This is a genomic window from Luteimicrobium xylanilyticum, from assembly GCF_009429125.1.
Taxonomy (GTDB): domain Bacteria; phylum Actinomycetota; class Actinomycetes; order Actinomycetales; family Cellulomonadaceae; genus Luteimicrobium; species Luteimicrobium xylanilyticum.
Map to the genome: position 1 here is coordinate 304,336 of NZ_CP045529.1, position 21,495 is coordinate 325,830.

A 21,495-nucleotide genomic window follows, 5' to 3' on the forward strand; every position below is an offset into this window, starting at 1 on the left:
ATGGCCACGAGGTCAGAGCTCCGCGTGGGACGAGTCGCGCAGCGTCGACTCGACCGCGTGCGCACCCGGAGCGTGGATCCGCGCCGCGACCTGCTCGGCACCGCGCGTGGCCGCGCGCTGCGCCATGGCCCCGACGGCGGCGGCGACGGCCGCGAACACGACGGCCGCGACTGCCGACACGTTCGGGTCCGCCGCGTTCTTCGGGGCCGACCCGGCGCGCTTCGCCCACACGGTACGGACGAGCTTCTGGGCCGCCCAGCCTGCACCCGCGGTGAGCACCGCCGTGAGGATCTGCGACGTCGCGGTGGGCTTGGGTTGGGGCTTGTGATCGGCCACGGCCTGCCTCCGATGGGGTTACGGGCTGTCGGGTCCCACCGTAGTGCTCCAGCGGCTCTCCCGGGGTCCGGAGGTCCGACGCGCGGCCCCCGAATCGTCTGCGCAGGGGCTCATCCCCGTCTTCTGGGCGCTCGCGACCCGACCGGGCGTAGCTCGAGCCGGACGATCGGGATCGTCGAGTGCGGGTCGCCCGTGACCTGCGTGATCGAGCGCCGCAGCTCCTTCCACGAGCGCGGGTAGCGCGCGGCGTAACGCTCGAGCGCGGCGGCGCTCTCGTCGTCGGGCAACAGGTACGCGACCGCGGGCACGTCCGACCGGGCGCCCACGCTCACCAGGCAGCGCGGGTCTGCCTGCAGGTTGCGGAACCACTGCGAGCGCTCGCCGAAGCCCGACGCGATCATGACGGTGTCCGGCGCGGGCCGCTCGACGACCTCCAGGACCACGTAGCGGCGCTGCCCGCTGGTGCGCCCGCGGTGCGTGAGCATCATGAGGCGGCCGGCGAAGACGAAGCCCAGGCCCCACCGGAACAGCGTGACGGGCGCGCGCACCACCCACCGCGTGCTGAGCACCCACGCAAGGGCACGGGCGAGCGGGTTACGACGGGCCAGGTCGTCGTCCGGCATGCCTGCGAGCCTGCCACCCCCGGGGTGAACCCGCAGGGCGGCGGCCTCACCGACCCGGGTACCGTTCCGAGACCTCCTGGAGCAGGAACTCGTTGCCGTCCGGGTCGCGGAACGACGCGAACGATCCGTACGAGGCCCGCCCGGGGGACAGCCCGCTGACCCGCTTGAGGTCGCCCGCGTGGTGGAACACGCCGTCCTCGTCGTGGAAGACCTCGCTCACCTCGGCGCCGCGGCTCAGCAGCTCCTCGCGCGCCGCGACGACGTCCTCGACGACGAGGTGGACGTTGTCGACCGAGCCCGGGACGGCGTCGCTGATGCCCGTCCCGAACGCGATCGAGCACCCCGATCCCGGCGGCGTGAACTGGACGACACGGAAGTCGTCGTCCGCCACGTAGTCGGAGTCCTCGTGGAACCCGATCCCGCGGTAGAAGTCGCGGGCCCGCTCGACGTCCGAGACCGGCAGCACGATCAGCTCGAGCCGGTAGTCCATCCCACTCCTCACATCGCTCGGCGGCGCCGGCCGTGCCGACGCCCTGCACGAGTGACACGATCCGGTGGGTGGGCGCCGCTTCGCGCCAGGGTGACACCCTGGTCTCCGGCACCGCCGTCGGAGGTGGCGGGTCGTGCGTGCGCCTCAGGGCCGGCGCAGCGCGCTCGCCAGCTCCCGCCGCGACGTGATCCCGAGCTTGGTGAACACCTTCCGCAGGTGCCACTCCACGGTCCGCGGGCTGAGGAAGAGGACGGCGCCGATCTCCGGGTTGGTCCGACCGGCGACGGCGAGCCGCGCGATCTGCGCCTCCTGCGCGGTGAGCTGGTCGGGCGACCCCGTCGACCGCTTGCGCACGGTCTCGCCCGTCGCCGCGAGCTCGCGCGCGGCACGCGCGGCGAACGCCTCGGCGCCCGACGCCGCGTAGGCCTCGTGGGCGGCGCGCAGCTGCTCGCGTGCGTCCGTGCGCCTGTTCTCCCGCCGCAGCCACTCGCCGTACTGCAGCTGGATGCGCGCCCGGTGCAGCGTGAGCCGCGTGCTGCCCAGACGCTCGATCGCCTCCCGGAACCGGTCCTCGGCCTCGCCCGCCGGGCTGACGATCGCGTCGACCCCGGCCTGGATGCCCAGGCTCCAGTCGGTGCCGGCCGCACTCGTCCGCGCGGCGAGGCGGTCCCGGGCGTCGCGCGCGGTCGCCTCGTCCCCGGACCGGGCGGCCGCCTCGACGAGCTCCACGAGGGTCCAGCTGAAGACCGAGAGGTCCTCGTACGCCGCGCCCTTCCGGGCGGCGTCGAGCGCGGACTGGTAGCGCCCCAGCCCGTTGAGGAGGAGCGCTCTGCAGTAGAGGGCGAGCCCGATCAGGCGGCCCTGCCCCCGTGCCTCGGCGTCGGAGACGACGGCGTCGATCCGGTCGAGGCCGGCTGCCTCGTCGCCGCGGTAGGCAGCGAGCATCAGGATGCCGGACGGGTGCGGAGCCACGCCGGTGGTCTGCGCGAGGGCCTCGGCCTCGTCGGCCAGGCTCGCGGCGTCGGCGAACCGGCCCGCCCAGACCAGCGCCACCGCACGGAACGTCAGCGCGGTGGGCAGGAGCGACAGGTCAGCCGTGCGACGTGCGTACTGCACCGCGCGCTCGGTGAGCCGCCACCACGCCTCGTCGTGGCAGATCTCCTGGCACACCGGTCCTGCAACCCCGAGGAGCCGCAGGTCCTCGTCGTCCCGGATCGCCTCGACGGCGCGCCGGAACGGTGCGACGGCAGCCGCGTACCCGTCGAGGTAGCGCGCCGTGAGCCCCGCCACCAGAAGGCCGACCGGGTCGTCGGCCGGCGGGACCGAACGCGCCGCCTCCGCGACCTGCCGCACCAGCCCGTGCTCGAACCGGCCCGCCTGCATGGCGGCCGTCAGGGCCCACAGGTAGGTCTCCCGCGCGGCGCCGGGGTCGAGCTTCTCGAGCCTCTGCGCAGCCGCCAGCAGCGGCGGGGCGGAGGCCCGCCCCGGGTCGACGGCGAACGTCGCCTGGGCACGCAGCCGTTCCAGGGTCGCCTGCTGCACCGTGTCGAGCGGGCAGAGCTCCGCGGCGGCCAGCAGGTCCGGCACCGCGTCCAAGGCACCCGAGGCGAGTCGCGCGCTCGCCGCGGCGAGCACACGGGTCGCGCGGCAGACGGGGTCCGGGGTCAGCTCGGCGGCGCGCTCGAGGAAGGCGGCGGCCGCCGAACGGCCACCCCGCGCGAGCGCCCGCGCGGCCGAGCGGTCGAGCTCCGCCGCGACGTCCTCGTCGGGGCCCGCGAGCGAGTAGGCGCGGTGCCACGCGCGCCGGTCGGGGTCGAGGTCGACGTCGGTCGCGTCGGCGATCGCCCGGTGCGCCTCACGCTGCTCCGCGGGGTCCGCCGACCGCCAGGCGGCCGACCGGGCGAGCGGGTGGCGGAAGCGGACCCGAGCGCCCACCTCGAGCAGCCCCGCGGACTCGGCGGCGGCAGCGGCGTCGTGCGTGATCCAGAGCCGCTCGCAGGTCCGCCAGAGGAGCGGGACGTCGCCCGTCGGCTCCAGCGCGGCGGCCAGCACCAGCTGGCGGCTGTCGGCGGGGAGCCGCTCGATCCGTGCCGCGAAGCCGGCCTCGACGCGGTTCGCGAGCTCGGGCGAGCCCGGCGCCCCGAACCCGAACGCCAGCTCGGTGGCGGTCAGCTCGTGCGGCAGCTCGAGGAGCGCGAGGGGGTTGCCCCTCGTCTCGGCGACGATGCGTTCCCGGACCTGGTCGTCGACGGGACCCGTGAGGACCGAGTCGAGGAGCGCCCGCGCGTCGGCGGGCGGCAGACCGGCGAGCCGGAGTGCCGGGAGGTCCGCGAGAGCGTCGTCGTCGGCCGCGCGTGCTCCGAGGACGAGGGCGACGGACTCGGCGTCGAGCCGGCGGGCGACGAAGGTCAGCACGACCTGGGACATCCGGTCGAGCCACTGGGCGTCGTCGACGACGCACACCAGCGGCTGCGTCGACGCGGACTCGGCCAGCAGGCTCAGGACGCCCAGCCCCACGAGGAGGGCGCTCGGGGGCTCGCCGACGCCCAGACCGAAGGCGGTCGAGAGCGCGTCGCGCTGCGGCGCCGGGAGCGCTTCCAGCTGCGGGAGCAGCGGCGCGCACAGCTGCTGGAGGCCCGAGTAGGCGATCTCGCTCTCCGGCTCCACCCCGCCTGCCCGGAGCACCCGGGCCGGCGCGGCGCGCTCGGTCAGGTGGTCCAGGAGCGCCGTCTTGCCGACGCCCGCCTCGCCCCGCAGGACCAGGACGCGGCTCCGGCCGTCGCGGACGTCGCGCAGGACCTGGTCGAGCTCACGGAGCTCGGCCCGTCGGCCCCGGAGCTCGGGACCTGGGGTGCGGTGCGGCACGGCGCCTCCCGGGCGTGGACGGTCGGAAGACCATCCTCCCCGCCCGGGGGCGACGCGCCAAGGCCGACGCCGTCGGGCCGGTCACACCGCGAGGCCCGCCTGCCGCGCCATGTGGGCGGCGTACCAGGACGGCCACTCCTCGTCGCGCCGTCCGAGCTCCGACTCGAACATCCCGTGCGCCTCGGCCGCGTCTCGCAGCGCGCCCTCGAGCTCGTCCACCGAGCCGTAGACGACGTGCTTGATCCGCCCGGGGTTCCGCGCCGTGACCTCCTGCACGAAGAGCTGGTTCCCGTCCGGGTCCTCGAACGAGAACCAGGATCCGTACGAGCGGCGGTCCGGGTCGGGCCCGGGGACGCGGTCCGTGGTGCCGGCGTGGTGGAAGACCCCGCCCGCGTCGTGGAAGACGTCGCTCACGTCGGTGCCCCGGGCCTCGAGCTCCTTGCGCGCCTCGAAGACGTCGTCGACGACGAGATGCACCGTCCGCGAGGTCCCGGGTGCCTCGTCCGTGATCCCGCTGCCGAAGACGACCGAAGCCATCGACCCGGGAGGCGTGATGTGGACGATGCGGAACCCGTCCGGGCCGGCGTAGTCGACGTCCACCGGGACGCCGAACGCCTGCTCGTAGAAGTCCTTCGCCCGGTCCACGTCCGAGACGGGAAGAACGACGATCTCGACCTTGAAGTCCACCATGATCAGCTCCTAGTCCAGTGGTGCTCGGTGCGCCGTCAGGCGCTGTGGGACCACCGTCACGCCGGACGCACCCCGGTCGCCCCAGGGGAAACCCCTGGACCGTGCCCGGGGGACCCCGGGGCGCCGCACCCGGGCGGTAGGCTGGGGACGAACGACAGGGGAGCGTCGTCCGCCCCGGCGGATGGGCGCTGAGAGTGCGGGACCCACCGCAGACCCTCGAACCTGACCCGGTTAGTACCGGTGGAGGAAGTCGGGAATCTCTTCCGTCGTGGTGCGCGTCGAGCAGCCGCCCGGCGCCTGCCACGCACGCCCCTCCAGCACCTGTGGAGGACACGTTGCAGCACACCACCGGGCGTCGAGCCCGCAGCACCACCCTCGCGGCCGGCACCACGGCAGCCGTCGCCGCCCTCACCCTCGCGCTCGCCGGGTGCTCGTCCGACGACGACGCCAAGGCCGCGCCGTCGTCGGCCGGGAGCAGCGCGAGCGCGACCGGACCCGTCACGCTCGTCACGCACGACTCCTTCTCCGTCGACAAGAAGCAGCTCGCCGCGTTCGAGAAGAAGACGGGCATCACCGTCAAGATCATCAAGCAGGGCGACGCCGGCCAGCTCACCAACCAGCTCGTCCTCACCAAGGACTCGCCGCTGGGTGACGCCGTGTTCGGCATCGACAACACGTTCGCGACCCGCGCCGTCGACGCCGGCGTCCTCGCGGACCACACGCCCGCCGACCAGCCCTCCCAGGCTGCGCAGTACGCCGTCGACGGCAGCGACGGGAAGCAGCAGCTCACCCCCGTCGACTACGGGGACGTGTGCCTCAACGTCGACCACGCCTGGTTCACCAAGAAGGGCGTCGCTGAGCCGAAGACCCTCGACGACCTCACCCGCCCCGCCTACAAGGACCTCACCGTCGTCGAGAACCCCGCGACGTCGTCGCCCGGGCTCGCGTTCCTCCTCGCCACGATCAGTGCCAAGGGCGAGGACGGGTACCTCGACTACTGGAAGGCCCTCAAGGCCAACGGGCTGAAGGTCGACCAGGGCTGGGAGGACGCGTACTACACCGACTTCTCCGGCGCCGACGGCAAGGGTCCGCGCCCGATCGTGCTGTCGTACTCCTCGTCGCCCGCCTTCACGCTCAGCAAGGACAAGTCGTCCACCACGACCGGCGCACTGCTCGACACCTGCTTCCGGCAGGTCGAGTACGCCGGCGTCCTCGACGGCGCGAAGAACCCCGCCGCCGCCGCGAAGGTCGTCGACTGGCTGCAGTCCACCGAGGTCCAGTCCACGATCCCCGACCTCATGTACATGTACCCCGTGAACCCGGCCGCGACGATCCCGACCGCGTGGAAGAAGTTCGCGCCGCTCGCGACGAAGCCGCTCGACGTGCCCGCCGCGGACATCACCAAGAACCGCGAGGCGTGGATCAAGGCGTGGACGGCTGCTGTCGTTGGCTGATCTCTTCTCGGGCTTGTCCCGGGCGAGGCACCGCGAAGGCGACGACGGTCACCTGAGGGGTCGGACGGGGAGTGCGCGCGTGACCGTGGCGGGGCCGGCGGGAGGGCCCGAGGAACGAGGGTCCGGATGGTAGGTCGCGCGCACACTCCCCGCCCGGCCCCGGACGCACCCACGTCGCCCGCAAAGTCCGGCCTCCCGGTCGCCCGGGTCACGCTCTGGGGGCTCGCCGTCGTGGTTCCCCTCGCGTTCCTCGTCGTCTTCTTCGCGTGGCCCGTCCTCACCCTCGTGGGCAAGGGGTTCGTCGCGGACGGGCACCTGGACCTGGGCGGGTTCGGGGAGGCGTTCAGCACCCCGCGGACGTGGCGGATCGTCGGTCTGACGCTCGGGCAGGCGGTGCTCGGGACGGCGGCGTCGGTGCTGCTGGGCGTGCCGGGCGCGTACGTGCTGTTCCGGTGCCGCTGGCCGGGGCGCGGGCTGGTGCGGGCGCTGGTGACGGTGCCGTTCGTCCTGCCGACGGTCGTCGTGGGGGTGGCGTTCCGGTCGCTGCTGGTCGAGGGCGGGCCGCTCGGGTTCCTGCACCTGGACGGCACGTTCACGGCGATCGTCCTGGCGCTGGTGTTCTTCAACTACACGGTCGTCGTGCGGACGGTCGGCGGGCTCTGGGCGCGCCTGGACCCGCGGGCGGAGCAGGCGGCTCGGGCGTTGGGTGCGTCGTCGTGGCGTGCATTCCGGACGGTCACGCTGCCCGCGTTGGCGCCCGCGATCGCGAGCGCGGCGAGCATCGTGTTCCTGTTCTGCGCGACGGCGTTCGGTGTCGTCCTGGTCCTGGGCGGCCTGCAGTACGGGACGATCGAGACGGAGATCTGGATCCAGACGACGCAGTTCCTGGACCTGCGGACGGCGTCGGTGCTGTCGGTGGTGCAGCTCGTCGTCGTGGCGGCGGTGCTGCTGGTGGCGTCGCGGACGCGGGCCCGCCGGGAGCGTGCGCTGAGCCTGGGGTCGGACCGCGCGTCGGACCGGCGCCTGCGGCTGTGGGGGCGCGGCCCGGACGGGACGCGGTCGGCGCTGGGGGGTGACCTGGTGCCGTTCGTCGTGACCGCCGTCGTCGTGGTGGTGCTCCTGGCGACGCCCCTGGTGAACCTGCTCGTCCGGTCGTTGCACGTGGACGGCGCGTGGTCGCTCGCGAACTACCGGGCCCTGGGGTCGACCGGGGACCGTGGGGCGCTCAGCGTCACGGTCTGGGACGCGACGTGGAACTCGGTGCGGATCGCGCTGGTCGCGACGGCGATCGCGCTCGTCGTGGGTGGGCTCGTGGCGCTCGTCGTGTCGCGGCGTCCGCGGCGCCGGGTCGGGCGTCGGGCGGTCGCGACCCTGGACTCGCTGTTCATGCTGCCGCTCGGGGTGTCGGCGGTGACCGTGGGGTTCGGGTTCCTCGTGACGCTCGACAGGCCGCTCGGGCTGCCCGTCGACCTGCGGACCGCGGGCCTGCTGGTGCCGATCGCGCAGGCGGTCGTCGCGGTGCCGCTCGTCGTCCGGACGGTCCTGCCGGTGCTGCGGGCGATCGACCCGCGGCTGCGCGAGGCGGCGTCGACCCTGGGCGCCGCGCCCGGGCGCGTCCTGCGGACGGTCGACGTGCCCCTCGCGGCCCGCTCGCTGGGCCTCGCGATCGGGTTCGCCTTCGCGGCGAGCCTGGGAGAGTTCGGGGCGACGTCGTTCCTCGCGCGCCCGGACGCCGCGACCCTGCCGGTCGCGATCTTCGACCTGATCGGACGCCCCGGACAGGGCAACTACGGCATGGCGCTCGCGGCGTCGTGCGTGCTGGCGGCCCTGACGGCCGTCGTGATGCTGGCCGCCGAGCAGCTGCGCGGCGAGCGTGACGGAGGTGAGCTGTGAGCGAGGTGGGCGACGGGCTCGTGGTGCGGGACGTCGTCGTGCGCTACGACGCCGGGAGACGCAAGGCAGCGGTGACGGCTGTCGACGGCGTGTCCCTCGGCGTCGCGCGCGGTGAGACGCTCGCGCTGCTCGGGCCGAGCGGGTGCGGCAAGTCGAGCCTGCTACGAGCGGTCGCGGGGCTCGAGCCGGTCGCTGCGGGCCGGGTCACGTGGGACGGCGGCGACCTCGACGGCGTCCCGGTGCACCGGCGCGGGTTCGGCCTGATGTTCCAGGACGGACAGCTCTTCCCGCACCGCACGGTCGCGGGCAACGTGGAGTACGGGCTGCGGGTCGAGCGGGTGCCGCGCGACGCCCGGCGCGATCGCGTCGCCGAGCTGCTCGGCGTCGTCGGGCTCGAAGGGTACGGGGACCGGCAGGTCGCGACGCTCTCGGGCGGCGAGCGGCAGCGTGTCGCGCTGGCCCGGGCGCTCGCGCCCCGGCCGCGGCTGCTGCTGCTCGACGAGCCCCTGTCCGCGCTCGACCGCGGCCTGCGCGAGCGCCTCGCGACGGACCTGCGCGTGGCGCTGCGGGAGACCGGTACGACCGCCGTCTTCGTGACCCACGACCATGACGAGGCGTTCGAGGTCGCCGACCGGGTCGCCGTGATGGCGCGCGGGAAGGTGCTGCAGGTCGCGACGCCGCCCGAGCTCTGGCGGGCCCCGGCGTCGCGCGCGGTCGCCGAGTTCCTGGGCTACCAGGCGTTCTGGCCCGCCTCCGCGCTCGATCCGGGCGGGCCGTCGGAACCTGGTGGGCCTCGCGGGTCACGAGGTCCTGACAGGTCGGTGGCGGTGGGGCCGGCCGGGCTCCGTGTCCTGCCCGACGACGGCGCAGCGGCCCCCGCGAACACCTGGCCCGCGACCGTGGTCGAGTCCGTGTTCCGGCCGCGGGGCGTCGAGGTCACGCTCGACGTCGAGGGACCGGCCGGGGTGGAGCGGCTCGTGGCCGTGGCGGCGGGCGCGGCGCCCGAGCCGGGGACGCGGGTACGGGTGGCGCTGGACCCCGCGGGCTGCGCCGTCGTCGGACGGGAAGCGCCCGCGCGGCAGGAGTCCATCCCCACGACGCCGTAGGGCGCCCGGGTGTGCTCCCCGGAGAGGGGGTGGACCCCGGCGTAAGACGCGATATATCGTGTCTGGATGATCGAGCCGACGACGACACCGGGACACGCGGACGAGACGGACGCCGCGCCCGCGGGCTCGACCGCCGCCGCCCCGCCCGCCGTGAGCACGCCGCCGACCCTCTGGCACAACCGCCCCTACATGCTCCTCATGACCGGCAAGACCGTCGAGGTCGTGGGCTCCGGGATGGCGACGTTCGCGGTGCCGCTGCTCGCGCTCGCGCTGAGCGGCTCGCTCGTCGTCGCCGGGACCATCGGCGCGGTCGCGCAGGTCGGCGCGCTCGTCGCGACGCTGCCCGCGGGCGTCGTCGCCGACCGCTGGGACCGACGCACGATCGTCGTCGGGTGCAGCATCCTCGGGCTGGCAGCGTGGGGGAGTCTCGGTGTCGCCTCGCTCCTCGGCGGCATCACGACCCTCCACCTCGCGATCGCCGCGTTCCTCGCCGCGGTCGCCCGCGCCGTCTACGAGCCCGCCGAGTCCGCGGCGATCCGGCACGTCGTCCCGACGCCGCAGCTCGGGTCCGCGATGGCGGCCGTCCAGGGCCGGTCGGCCGTCGCGAGCCTCGTCGCGAGCCCCCTCGGCGGGCTCCTGTACGCGGTCTCGCGCGTCCTGCCGGCGCTCGCGGGCGCCGTCGGGCACCTGGTGGCGCTGGTGTGCGCGCTGGGCGTCCGCGTGCGGCTCGGCGAACCCGTCAAGCACAAGAGCGAGCGTGAGCCTGCCCGGCGGGAGCTCGTCGAGGGTTGGCGCTACGTCATGTCCATCCCGTTCCTGCGGGCGTCGCTCGGGGTGTTCGCGCTGATCAACCTGACTTTCAACGGTCTGTTCGCCGGCCTGAACCTCCACCTCGCCGACCTGCACACCGCGCCGTTCCGGATCGGCCTGATCGACGGGGTGAGCGGCGCCGCGATGCTCGTCGGCTCGCTCGCGGCGGGTCGCCTGGTCGCGCGCTTCCCGGCCGGGCGCCTGGCCGTCGCTCTGCTGTTCGTCGTGGTGATCGGCGCGTTCGTGATCCCGGTGACCGGCACCTACGCCGGGTACCTCGTGGGCATGGGACTCGCGGGACTTGCGGTCCCCGCCGTCAACGCCGGCCTGATCGGGTATGCCGCAGCGATCACACCCGGGAACCTGCAGGGTCGGATGAACTCCGTGCTCATGCTCTGCACGGCCGGGCTCACCCCGCTCGCGCCGTTCCTCGCGGGCGTCCTGCTCAGCGTGTCCGGCCCGACGTGGACGTTCGGCATCTTCGCCGCGGGCCTCGCGGCGAGCTGGGGGATCGCGGCGTCGGTGCGCTCGCTGCGCCGGATCGGCACCCCGGACACCTGGGCCGACGACGCCGTCGTCTGGCCGCCCCCGGGCGAGCCCGTCCGCGGTTGACGCGCTCTCAGCCAGCCCGACGGCGGCGCAGCACCCACGCGCCCGCAGCGGCGAGGGCCGCGGCGAGCGTGAGCAGGGCGGCGAGCGCCACGGCGGTCTCGGACCTCGGGGCGTCGGTGGTGGCCGTCCCCGTCGTGCTCCCGGCCGCCTCGGTGAAGGCGACCGGGCTCGCGAACGCGGCCGGTGCCGCCGTCGACGTGAGCGCGGTGGGCGGTGGCGTGCGCGACGTCTCCGAGCGCGCGGCTGCGCGGTCGCGCGCCAGGGCGAGCAGCATCGCGGAGTCGGGCGTGGTCGTCGTCGGGGTGGCGACGGCCTCGTCGGCGACCGGGGCTCTCGTCGCGGCCGTGGTCTTCTTCGGCGTGGTCTTCTTCGGGGCCGGCTTCGCGAGGGCGGCGTGGGTCTTCGCGCCGACGATCCCGTCGACCCGGAGCCGCGCGTCGTGCTGGAACGCGCGGACGGCCCGGTCGGTGACGGGTCCGAACACGCCGTCGACGCGGACGGCGTGCCCGTGGACGCCGAGGCGGACCTGCATCGCATGCACCTTGGGCCCGGTGTCGCCGAGCACGAGTCCGTCCGGGTGGACAGGTGTCGGTGTGCTGGTCGGGGTCGTGGTGCGCGCGCTCGAGGTCGCTGCGCCCGACGACGCCGCCCGGTTCGAGCTCGTCCCCTGAGTTCTCGACGTCGACGCCCCGGAGCCGCCTGCCGACGTCGACGCCTTGGACTTCGACGTCGACGCCTTCGACGTGGACGACTTCGACGCGGACGACTTCGAGGAGCTCGAGCTGCTGCCCGACGAGCCGGCGCCCGGATAGGCGGCGAAGACCTCGGCGACGTACGTGTGGCCGTTCTTCGTGGCCCAGCCGACGCCGAGCGACGTGAACGAGCGCTTGAGGATGTTGGCGCGGTGCCCTGGTGACGCCATGAACGCCCGATGGAGCGTGCTCGCGCTCCCGGTGGTCGTGAAGCCGACGTTCTCGCCCCAGGCCGACCAGCCGGCGCGGATCTGGGACGGGGTCGACGGGTTGTGGGCGAGCGTGTCGGTCGCCGCCATATGGTTCGCCCACGCCTGCGCGACGCCCGAGAGCGACCCGTCGTAGACGAGCCGTCCCAGCCCGGCTGACGCTCGGGCGGCGTTGATGTCCGCGACGAGCGTGCCGGCCCCCGACGCGTGTGCCGCGGTCGGTGCGATGAACAGCGTGGCTCCTGCGACGACGATCGCGGCGAGCCACGCGCGGATTCCCCCCTGCGCACGGGTCATTCACCCATGGTGTGGAACTTCACCCAATCGCGCGCGTCGAAACGCATCGACGTGCAGGATTCACTTGTCGCTACTACGGTTCGCCCCCGGGAGCCGGCTGAGACGACCGTCAGCTCGTGACGTCCTTGCTCGAGAACCGCGCCCACGCGGCGGCGAGGAACACGACGACGTAGGCGAGGTCGGTCAGCAGCCCGAGCGACAGGTCGTGCGTGTACACGGGGTCGCGGAGCAGGTCGACGAGCGCGAGCTGGTGGTCGACGAGCAGCCACGGGTGCAGCCAGTGGAGCTGCTCGATCGAGTCGAGGATCCACATCGCGGTGCTGAGGATGATGATCCCGACGGTCGCCCCCATGGGCTGCTCGGTGAGCGTCGAGACGAACAGCCCCAGCGCCCCGAGCGCGGCGAGGTACGCGGTCACGTAGAGGACCACGAGCAGCAGGCGGAGCAGCCCGGCGCCGAGCCCGAGCGTCGTCCCGGACAGCGTGACGACGGGATGCAGCCCGAACAGGGCGGCGCCCGCGACCAGCCCGACGACCGCCACGAGGACGACCCCGAGCAGCGCCCCCACGACGAGCGCCACGTACTTCACGGCGAGCAGTCGCCCACGCGTCACGGGCACGACGAGCAGCCCGCGCAGCGTCCCCACGTTCGCCTCGCCCGCGACCGCGTCGCCGGCGAGCACCGCGACGGCGAGCGGCAGGAACAGCCCGATCTCGAGCGCGAGCGCGGCGAGCGCCACGAAGAACCCGTTGCCGGTGATCTGGTCGAGGAACGTCGAGTCGTCGCCGGCCGACGTCGGGTCCGCGACCTTCACGGCGATCGCGATGACGACCGGCACCGCGGCGAGCACGGCCAGCCCGACCTGGTTGCGCCGTCGCCCCAGGATCAGCCGGAGCTCGGAGCGGAGGAACCGTAGCCACGCCCCGACGGCGCCGGGTGCGGTGCCCGGGGGCGCGGCGGGCGCGGCGTCACTCGTCGGCATCGAAGCCTCCGCCGGTGAGCTCGATGAAGCGGTCCTCGAGCGTCGCGTGCCGGACGACGAAACCCCGGACCGCCACGCCGGCCCCCACGAGCGCGGCGACCACCGCCTCGGGCGCGACGCCCTCGAGGGTCAAGGTGACGCCGTCGGGGGCGAAGGAGACTTCGGTGAGGCCGAGCCCGGCGAGCACGTCGGCGGCCCGCGCGCCGTCGGGGGTCGTGACCTCGGCCGACAGGCGGGTCGACCCGAGGACCTCGGCCGACGCGCCCTGGGCGACGAGCCGCCCCGCCCGCATCACGCCGAGGTGCGTGCACACCTGCTCGATCTCGGACAGCAGGTGGCTCGACACGAGCAGCGTCACGCCCTCCTGGTTCAGCCGCCCGATCAGGGTGCGGACCTCGCGCGTGCCCTGCGGGTCGAGGCCGTTGGTCGGCTCGTCGAGCACGAGCAGGTCGCGCGGCTGCAGCAGGGTCGCCGCGATCGCGAGCCGCTGCCGCATGCCCAGCGAGTAGGCGCGGAACCGTTTGCGCGCCGACCCCAGCAGGTCCACGCGGTCGAGGGCCTCGTCGATGCGCCGCGCCGCCGTGCGCGGGTCCGCGAGGCGGTCCACGGCGTCGAGCCGGGCCAGGTTCGCCCGGCCGCTCAGGTACGGGTGGAAGCCCGGTCCCTCGACGAGCGCGCCCACGCGCGGGAGGACGGTCGCGACGTCGTCGGGCACGCGGCCGCCGAGCAGCCGGACGTCGCCCGCCGTGGGCCGGACGAGGCCCAGGACCATGCGGATCGTCGTCGTCTTGCCCGACCCGTTCGGGCCCAGGAACCCGTAGACGGCCCCGCGCGGGACGGTCAGGTCCACGGCGTCGACGGCGGTCTGTCCGCCCTTTCCCCCGAACCGCTTCGTCAGGCCGGAGGTCGCGAGCACGGGTGCGCCCGCGTCGTCGCCGGCGACGCTCACTTGGTCTGCGCGAGGGCGGCGGTGGCCACCGCCGTCGGCACGGCGCCGACCGCGACGCGCCCGTCGTCCGTGAGGACGGCGGTGAACAGCGTCCCCGTGAGCACGCGCCCGCTGCCCCAGTCGCCCGAGACCGTCGGCAGCGTGTCCACGAGCGTGCCCGCCTCACCGTTCCGCAGCGCGTTCTGCTGCTCGGTCGTGAGCGTCACGACGGCGACGGCGTCCCAGCCCTTCCCGACGACGTCGGGCTTCTGGGCGCTCGCGCCGAGCCCGGTCAGGGGCAGGTCGCCCGCGGTCGGGAGCTCGAGGCGCTGCACCTTCACGCCCTTCGGCGCTGTGAACTCGAACGTCGAGCCGGCCGGGGTCCGGTAGCTGACCGACGTGAACCCTGCCTCGACGGCCGGGGCGGTGCGCTTGGTCGAGTAGACCTGGACGCGCAGCGGGACGTGGGTCTTCGCGTCGACGGCGAGGACGACCTTGTCGACGAGCGTGTCGTCCGTCTTCGGGTCGACCACCAGCTCGTACGCGTCGTGCCCGGCGACGCGGGTCGTGCCGTCCGCCGTGACCTTCGTCGTCGGGTCGACGGCGGCGAGAGCGGCCCGGGCGACGGCGTCGGGAGTCGCGAGACCCGCCAGGCCCTCGGCGTCGTGCTTCTGCTTCGTGCCCGACGACGGCAGTGTGGCGTGCGCGGCCGTGCGGTCCGCGCCGGACCACAGCCAGACGTCCTCGCCGTTGCGGATCACGTCGGACTCGCTGCCGTCCGCGAGGACGGCGACCTTCGAACGGTCCTGCCCGTCCTTCCACACCCGCACGGTGTGGGTGCCGGTGACGAGGGACGACGCGCCCGTCGTGCCCTGCGACCCGGCCACGCCGGGGCCCGTCGCGCCCGCCGTGTCGGTCAGGCCCGGCACGCTCGGCAGACCCAGGTCGGCCCTGACCGTCGCGGTGCCCTGGAGCGCCTGCGCCGTCGGCCGCTGGAGGTCGACGAGAAGCTGCTCGGCCGTCGTCGGGGGCAGGTCGGGGCTGCCGGACGAGCGGGCCGTCGTGGCCGCGTTCGCCCCGACCGCGACGCCGGCGACGAGGACGGCGGCCGCGCCCGGCACGATCCACCGGGCACGAGGGTGGCGCGTGAAGAGGCTCATACCCCGATCCTGCGCCCTGCGGCGCGCCCGTGGCCAGGCGGGGCTCGCCCCCGACCGGGACCGGCACAGTTTCCCCACAGTAGGCCGCACACCGTGCCGGGGGACGGGGGCGCGGCTACGGTCGAACCATGACGGACTCCACCCAGGACGCGCCCGAGGACCCGGCCCGCGCGCAGGACCGCCGCAGGGCCGCGAAGATCCTCTACCGACCCGTCGGGATCATCAGCTCGATCATCGGTGGCCTCGTCGCGGCGCGCGTCTTCAAGCTCGTGTACAAGCACCTCGTCCCAGGCCCCGACGACCAGGCGCCCAAGCCCCTCGAGTCGTCGTACAAGGCGCGCGAGGTCGTGCTCGGCGCGCTCATCCAGGGCGCCGTGTTCTCGGGCGTCCGGGCCCTGGTCAACCGCGCCGGGGCGCGCGCCTTCGAGCGGTGGACGGGGGAGTGGCCGGGCGACTGAGCCGCTCCGGGCGGAACTCGGCCACTGCGACCCCTCCGCGCCTACGAGCCGGTCGCGTCGTGGACCAGCACCGCCAGGCGGGTGCGGTTCTCGCACCCCAGCTTGTCGAGGATGCTCGACACGTACGCCTTGACCGTGGGGACGCTGAGGTACAGCTCGCGGCCCACGTCGGCGTTGGACGCCCCCTGCGCCACGAGGCGCGCCACCTCCTGCTCGCGCGGTGTCAGCTGGTCGAGGGCCGCGCGGGCTCGTGCCTGCGCCGTCGACGACGCCGCGACCCGCTCCATGAGCTGCCCCGCGACCGCGGGCGCGAGCACCGCCTCGCCCGACGCCGCCGCGAGCACGGCCGCGACGATCCGGTCGGGCCGGGCGTCCTTGAGCAGGTAGCCGCGTGCCCCCGCACGCAGGGCACCCGTGACCTCGTCGTCGGTGTCGAACGTCGTGAGGACCACGACCTCGGGTGCGTGGGGCCGGGCACGGACGCGCCGCGTCGCCTCCAGCCCGTCGACGCGCGGCATGCGCAGGTCCATGAGGACCACGTCCGCGGGGTGCGCGTCGAGGACGGCCGCGACCTCGCCGCCGTCGTCCGCCTCCCCGACGACGTCGAGCCGGCGGGGACCGTCGCGGTCGTCGCCGGTGGCGCCGTCGAGCATGGTGGTGAGGGCCGCGCGGACGAGCGCGTCGTCGTCGACGACCACCACCCGGACGGCCTGGCGTCGAGCCGGGTCGGGTCTCACGCGCCCGCCCCGACCTCGGCCTGGAGGGGCAGCGTGACCCGGACCGTCCAGGCGCCGTGGGCCGCGCCGGCGTCGAGCGAGCCCCCGAGCGCGGCCACGCGTTCCCGCAGGCCGATGAGGCCCACCCCGGGGTGTGCGACGCCCGCCGGGGCGAGGACCGGTGCGGTGCCGAGGTCCATGCCCGGATCGTCCCCTACCGTGCCGCCCGACGTCATTCCCGGGGTCACCGGGTTGGTCGCGACGACCCGGACGTCCTCCTCGGACACCGCGATCTCGAGGTGCACCGGTGAGCCGGGCGCGTGCCTGCGGGCGTTGGTGAGGGACTCCTGCACCGTGCGCAGCGCCGTGTTGCGGGTCGCCCGCGGGAGGTCGTCGACGTCGCCCGTGGTCACGACGTCGACGACGGACCCCGCCTGCCGCACCTGTGCGAGGAGGTCGTCGAGGGTCGCGAAGCCCACCACGTCGTCGTCGGGGTCGCGCATCACGGCGACGACCTGGCGGAGCTCGACGAGCGCCTGCGACGTCCCGTCGCGCACCACGGCGGCCGCCTGCGCGAGCCGCTCGGGCGGGGCGTCGGGGCGGTAGGCGAGCGCACCTGCGGCCGTCGCCACGAGGGAGAGCCGGTGAGCGAGCGTGTCGTGCATGTCGCGCGCGATCCGCAGCCGCTCCTCACGGCGGACCTCCTCGGCCCGGCGGTCGCGGTCCGCCTCCGCTGCCCGCACGCGTGCCCGCAGCGAGGCGACCAGCTCGGACCGCGCACGCCCGTAGGCGCCCCAGCCCAGCAGCGCCGCGTGCACCCCGACGTCGGTCAGGAGCCACCAGCCGTATCCCAGGCCTCCGCCGCGCCACGCCCCCTGGACCGCGTGCCCCAGGACGCCCGCGGCCGCGACCGGCACCGCGTCCCGGAGCCGCGCGGCCCGGGCGACGACCGCGGTGGTCATCGTCGAGGCCGGCGTCCCCGCCGGTGAGAGTGCGGCGAGCACCGCGAGCACGAACGCCGAGACGATCAGGCGTCGGTCCTGGTCCGCCCGACCGAGCGCACGGAGGACCTCGACGCCCGTCGCGACCGCCAGCGTGCCGCATACGACGTCGAGGGGCACCCACCCGTCGCCCCACGTCCCGGCGACGGCGAGCAGCGACAGGACGGCGAGCCCGGTCCCGAGTGCGGCGACCGTCCGGCGGCTGATCAGGAACGGCCGGGCGCCGCACCCGACGTCGGGGGGCGGCGAGGTGGTCGTGCGCTGCGTGTCCATGACCCCGACTGTAAGAACGGGTCCGGCCGCCCACTACCGACCGAAGGAGGGGGTGGGACCGCCCGTCGTCGCGCTGCCGACCGACCGCCGCACGCGACTGTGTCAGGCGCTGGCCGGGGTGGGGAGCCCCGAGCGCCTGACAGCTCGGCTCGACGGTCAGTCCGGGAGTCGGAGCTGCCAGGCCGCGAACCCGCCGTCGGGCCGGAACCCCAGCGCGACGTTGATGTCGAGCATCGGGCCGTTCTCCTCCGCGTTCCACGTGACGACGCGGCGGACGTCGGGCCGGCGCTCGGCGAGCGCCTGCAGGTTCGCGACCTTGACCGCCATGCCGAGCCGGTGGCCCCGGTGCCCGGGGTCGACGATCGTCGTGTCCTGGTCGGCGCTGGGGCGCGTCTCGTCGGGCTCGGTCGCGAGCACGAGCGCGGTGTACCCGGCGAGCCGACCCGTCGGGACGTGCTCGGCCGCGCTGAGCAGCAGCGTCTGGCCGCGCTCCGCGAACCGGGCGAGCCACGTCCGCACCCGGTCGGCGTCCCACGGATCCTCCTCGATCTCGAGGCCGCCCGACGGTGCGTCCGTCGCCATCCGGCTCTCGAGCGCCGCGATGTCGGCGAGCACCTCCTCGGGCAGCTCGCCGCACCAGGTCCGGATCCGGTAGTCGTCGCCGGCGTGCTCGGCGGCGGCCTCCGCAAACCGGCGCAGGAGGCTCGGGTCGACCGGCAGGTCGAGGCGCGACATCCGCTCGAGCTGCTCGAACGCGAAGCCGCGCGCGAGGGCGAAACGGGTGGCGTCGTCGTCGGCGAGCACCCGGCCCGAGCCCGACGTGGCGGTCAGCGTGCCCGGGCCGGCCGGCGGCTCGACGGCGACGTCCGCCCATACCTGCACGACGTGCCGCCCCTGCCCCCGCACGACGGCGGCCGCCTCGTCCCAGAGGGCCGCCCCGACACCCCGGTGCCGGTGGTCCGGGTGGACGCACAGCTCGAGCTCGACGACGTCCGGGTTCGACTTCTGGAGCGCGCGGACCCACGCGAAGCCGACGACGTCGTCGGACGGTCCGAGCGCGACGACGGCGGTGGTGCGCACGTAGTCGGCGTGCCGGAGCTGGCTGAGGCGTTGCGCGACGGGCGCGGCGGCGTCGGCGTGGCCGCGGGCCTCGATCTGCACGTCCCGGTCGACCCGGGCGATCCCGTGCAGCGGCCGGGCGGCCGCGTCTTCCAGGGAGGCGGGCGCGTCGTCGGGGGTGAGGGTGACGAGGCGGAGCGTCGGTGCCATCGCTCCAGCGTGCGCGCCGTCGCCCGCCGGCGTCCACGCCTTAAGCGATCAGGTGGCGACGACGACCCGCAGGTCATGCAGGAGCGCGAGCTGCTCGCCGTCGAGCGGCCCGTCGGTCACGACGACGTCGACGTCGTCGAGGGTCGCCCACTGCGCGAGGCCGGGGTGCCCGACCCGGGTGTGGGGCACGACGACGACGGTCCGTGCCGCGCTGCGCCGCACGACGTCGAACGTCGCGGCGTCGCTCATGCTGCGGGCGGTCACCCGCCCGTCCCACCCGATCCCGGCGCACTCGACGACGGCAGTGCCGACGTGCAGCCCGGCGAGCGTGTCCTCGGTGACCGCGCCGGCCAGCACCCCGTCGGCGCGCTGCTCGCCGCCCGGCAGGACGGTGGTGAGGGTCCGGTCGCCCGCCCGCCCCAGCAGCAGGGCGGCGTGCAGCGACGTGGTCACCACGGTCAGGGGCCGCAGTCCGGGGGCGTCGACGATCGCCTGCGCGAGCGGCACGACCCATCCACCCCCGACGACGGCGACCGCGTCGTCGGGGGTGAGGAGGCCGATCGCGGCGCGCGCGACGGAGGAGGTCGCCGGTGCCGCGGGAGCCGCGGCGGAGGCGACGGGTCGCGCCTCGGCGACCGCGCCGCCGTGGACCTTGCGCAGCCGACCGCGGTCCGCGAGCGACCCGAGGTCGCGGCGGATCGTGGGCACGGACACGCGGAGCTTCGTCGCGAGGTCGGCGACACGCACCGACCCGGCGCGGTCCAGCTCGCCGAGGATCGCCTCGTGTCGGGTCCTGGTCGTGAGGCTCACAGCGGTCCTCGTCTCGCAGCCGGGTGGTGGTCAGCGTCGCCGGGCGACGTGGAGGCCGAGCGCGGCCTCGGCGGCACGGTCGGCGGCCGTCGGGGCGAAGTCGCGGGCCGCGGGCAGCAGCCGTCCGCCGAAGTCGAACATCGCCTGGTTCTCCCACGCGTTGCCCGAGGTCGGGTCCGCGGGGTCCCAGCCGTTCCCCGCGACGTCCGTCCAAGCGGGCTCCCAGTACACGGCGCCGAGCCCGCGCCCACCGGGAGCGGAGGCGACGGCGTCCTGCACGGCCCGGAACTGCGCGGCCTGACCGGCGGGCGTGGCCGGGTAGCCGGACACCAGCTCGGACGGCTGGTCGATCGTGTTCTCCCAGGTCGGGGTGTCGTCGGCGAGCGTGAACGGGTACGCCGTCTCGACGACGAGCACGTCCCGGTCGTAGCGCGCCGACGTGGTGGAGATCGCGTCCTGCAGGTCGGCGAGGCTCCCGTGCCAGTACCCGTAGTACGACAACCCGATGACGTCGAACGGCACGTCGCGCGCGGTGATCTCGTCGAGCCACCACGTGAGCGCACCGGTGCCCTGGTTGATGTTCGTCAGGTGCAGGATCACCTTCGTGCTCGGCGACACGGCCGTCACGGCCTCGGAACCGGCCGTCAGGAACGACGCCAGGTTGTCGAACTGGGCGCCGTCGACGCCGTCGCTCGGGTCGACGTCCCACGTCTGGCCCCACGGGAACAGCATCCCCGAGTTGATCTCGTTGCCGACCTGCACGTAGTCCGGACGGACCCCGGCCCGCACGAACGCCCGCATCGCCGACGTCGTGAACGCCCGCACGTCCTCCGCGAGCTGCGCCGGGGTGTCGCCCGACCACGCCGACGGGATCTTCTGCGCACCCGGGTCGGCCCACGTGTCGGAGTAGTGGAAGTCCACGAGCACCCGCATGCCCGCACGCTGCGCGCGCTTCGCGGTCGCGACCGCGTGCGCCACGTCGTTGTACCCGTCGGCCGGGTTCACGAACACCTTGACCCGCGTGAGGTTCATGCCCTGGTCCGCGAGGATCCTCACCGGGTCACCGACCCGGCCCCGTGCGTCCCGGTAGACCGCCCCGAGGTCCTCGTTCTTCGCGACCGACGACAGGTCGCCGCCGCGCACCGCCCGCCCGACGACGCCGCTCGTCAGGGCCACGTCGTCCGCGTTCAGCCAGGCACCGCCCGGGCCGTCGGTGGTGATCGCGAGCGTGCACGTGCCGCTCGTCGCGCGCGTCGACACGGCCAGGCGCACCCACCGCCCGTCCTGGGTGGTGTCGGGGACCGACACGCTCGCGGCCTTGCCGCAGCCGGAGATCGTGAGCGTCCCGGCGGCCGTCCCGTCTCCGGTGCCCCCGCCCGAGCGGACCCACGCGCTGGCCGTCCACCAGCCCTTCGTCACGCCGGTCACGCGCTGCGAGACCGTCGCGCGGTAGGCGCTCGCGGACCACTCGGTGAGCCGGTTCGCGCTGTCGTCGTGGCCGCCGTCCTCGGTCTTCGCCGCCGACGACGTCCCCTGGCTCCCGCTGACCGTCCAGCCGGTGAGGCCGTCCTCGAAGCCGGGGTTGACGACCTGCGGCGTCGGGACCGGGCCGTGGCCGTGCGCCGCCGCGGGCAGCGCGGTCGCGCCGGCGAGCCCGGTGGCGGCGAGCGCGACCGCGGCCGAGGCGGCAGCGACGCGCCGTCGGCGGGTGGTGGTGCTGGGGTTCACGTCATCCTCCTTGATGAGCGGACCTGCCGGCGG

The 21,495-nt window shown here is 74.8% G+C and carries 19 protein-coding genes and 1 riboswitch; of the genes, 5 read left to right on the top strand and 14 right to left on the bottom strand.

Annotated features, from left to right (window positions below; translation table 11 throughout):
• Positions 1-12: 12 nt before the first annotated feature.
• The 5 genes from KDY119_RS01340 to KDY119_RS01360 form a co-directional block, all read right to left on the bottom strand.
• Complete coding sequence (locus KDY119_RS01340; RefSeq protein WP_036954379.1) at positions 13-336, bottom strand: DUF4235 domain-containing protein; 324 nt, start codon at positions 334-336, stop codon at positions 13-15.
• Between the two features lie 110 nt (positions 337-446).
• Positions 447-959, bottom strand: a complete 513-nt coding sequence (locus KDY119_RS01345) for a nitroreductase family deazaflavin-dependent oxidoreductase (RefSeq protein ID WP_051136900.1) — start codon at positions 957-959, stop codon at positions 447-449.
• Positions 960-1,005: 46 nt separating this feature from the next.
• Positions 1,006-1,449, bottom strand: a complete 444-nt coding sequence (locus KDY119_RS01350; RefSeq protein WP_036954380.1) for a VOC family protein — start codon at positions 1,447-1,449, stop codon at positions 1,006-1,008.
• 144 nt (positions 1,450-1,593) lie between these two features.
• A complete protein-coding gene (locus KDY119_RS01355; RefSeq protein WP_036954382.1) occupies positions 1,594-4,314 on the bottom strand; it encodes a helix-turn-helix transcriptional regulator in 2,721 nt (906 codons plus the stop codon).
• Positions 4,315-4,395: 81 nt separating this feature from the next.
• Positions 4,396-5,004: a VOC family protein gene (locus tag KDY119_RS01360; RefSeq protein ID WP_194174306.1), complete on the bottom strand. Its 609-nt coding sequence runs from the start codon at positions 5,002-5,004 to the stop codon at positions 4,396-4,398.
• A gap of 146 nt (positions 5,005-5,150) precedes the next feature.
• Positions 5,151-5,270: riboswitch (TPP riboswitch) on the top strand.
• 69 nt (positions 5,271-5,339) lie between these two features.
• On the opposite strand from KDY119_RS01360, the gene KDY119_RS01365 reads away from it, so the two are divergent.
• From KDY119_RS01365 to KDY119_RS01380, 4 genes are all read left to right on the top strand, one after another.
• Positions 5,340-6,458 (top strand): thiamine ABC transporter substrate-binding protein, encoded by a 1,119-nt coding sequence (locus KDY119_RS01365; RefSeq protein WP_036954846.1) that lies wholly within the window; start codon positions 5,340-5,342, stop codon positions 6,456-6,458.
• Positions 6,459-6,584: 126 nt separating this feature from the next.
• Entirely contained in the window at positions 6,585-8,351 is a 1,767-nt protein-coding gene (locus KDY119_RS01370; protein WP_083891179.1) for an ABC transporter permease, read from the top strand.
• A gap of 5 nt (positions 8,352-8,356) precedes the next feature.
• Entirely contained in the window at positions 8,357-9,457 is a 1,101-nt protein-coding gene (locus tag KDY119_RS01375) for an ABC transporter ATP-binding protein (RefSeq protein ID WP_153022648.1), read from the top strand.
• Between the two features lie 66 nt (positions 9,458-9,523).
• Positions 9,524-10,879 carry an MFS transporter gene (locus KDY119_RS01380; protein WP_036954384.1) on the top strand — a complete coding sequence of 452 codons (1,356 nt, stop codon included), beginning with the start codon at positions 9,524-9,526 and terminating at the stop codon, positions 10,877-10,879.
• Between the two features lie 7 nt (positions 10,880-10,886).
• Here the strand turns inward: KDY119_RS01380 and KDY119_RS01385 are convergent, their stop codons facing one another.
• The 4 genes from KDY119_RS01385 to KDY119_RS01400 all read right to left on the bottom strand — a co-directional run bounded on the left by KDY119_RS01385 (position 10,887) and on the right by KDY119_RS01400 (position 15,207).
• Positions 10,887-12,137, bottom strand: coding sequence for a CAP domain-containing protein (locus tag KDY119_RS01385; protein ID WP_153021830.1), 1,251 nt, complete (start codon positions 12,135-12,137; stop codon positions 10,887-10,889).
• Between the two features lie 109 nt (positions 12,138-12,246).
• Positions 12,247-13,119, bottom strand: coding sequence for an ABC transporter permease (locus KDY119_RS01390; protein ID WP_036954386.1), 873 nt, complete (start codon positions 13,117-13,119; stop codon positions 12,247-12,249).
• Positions 13,106-14,068: an ABC transporter ATP-binding protein gene (locus KDY119_RS01395; protein ID WP_051136902.1), complete on the bottom strand. Its 963-nt coding sequence runs from the start codon at positions 14,066-14,068 to the stop codon at positions 13,106-13,108. The genes KDY119_RS01390 and KDY119_RS01395 overlap by 14 nt, the downstream gene beginning before the upstream one ends.
• The gene (locus KDY119_RS01400) at positions 14,065-15,207 is read right to left on the bottom strand and encodes a LolA family protein (RefSeq protein WP_036954388.1); all 1,143 of its coding nucleotides are present in this window, start codon (positions 15,205-15,207) and stop codon (positions 14,065-14,067) included. Before KDY119_RS01400 ends, KDY119_RS01395 begins: the two co-directional genes overlap by 4 nt.
• A gap of 128 nt (positions 15,208-15,335) precedes the next feature.
• On the opposite strand from KDY119_RS01400, the gene KDY119_RS01405 reads away from it, so the two are divergent.
• The gene (locus tag KDY119_RS01405) at positions 15,336-15,665 is read left to right on the top strand and encodes a DUF4235 domain-containing protein (protein ID WP_051136903.1); all 330 of its coding nucleotides are present in this window, start codon (positions 15,336-15,338) and stop codon (positions 15,663-15,665) included.
• 41 nt (positions 15,666-15,706) lie between these two features.
• Here the strand turns inward: KDY119_RS01405 and KDY119_RS01410 are convergent, their stop codons facing one another.
• The 5 genes from KDY119_RS01410 to KDY119_RS01430 all read right to left on the bottom strand — a co-directional run bounded on the left by KDY119_RS01410 (position 15,707) and on the right by KDY119_RS01430 (position 21,462).
• Entirely contained in the window at positions 15,707-16,402 is a 696-nt protein-coding gene (locus KDY119_RS01410) for a response regulator (protein ID WP_036954391.1), read from the bottom strand.
• The gene (locus KDY119_RS01415) at positions 16,399-17,655 is read right to left on the bottom strand and encodes a sensor histidine kinase (RefSeq protein ID WP_051136904.1); all 1,257 of its coding nucleotides are present in this window, start codon (positions 17,653-17,655) and stop codon (positions 16,399-16,401) included. Before KDY119_RS01415 ends, KDY119_RS01410 begins: the two co-directional genes overlap by 4 nt.
• Before the next feature lie 156 nt (positions 17,656-17,811).
• Positions 17,812-18,924: a GNAT family N-acetyltransferase gene (locus tag KDY119_RS01420; RefSeq protein WP_036954394.1), complete on the bottom strand. Its 1,113-nt coding sequence runs from the start codon at positions 18,922-18,924 to the stop codon at positions 17,812-17,814.
• Between the two features lie 48 nt (positions 18,925-18,972).
• Positions 18,973-19,734, bottom strand: coding sequence for a DeoR/GlpR family DNA-binding transcription regulator (locus tag KDY119_RS01425; RefSeq protein ID WP_153021831.1), 762 nt, complete (start codon positions 19,732-19,734; stop codon positions 18,973-18,975).
• A gap of 30 nt (positions 19,735-19,764) precedes the next feature.
• Entirely contained in the window at positions 19,765-21,462 is a 1,698-nt protein-coding gene (locus KDY119_RS01430; protein WP_153021832.1) for a glycoside hydrolase family 53 protein, read from the bottom strand.
• Positions 21,463-21,495 lie beyond the last annotated feature (33 nt).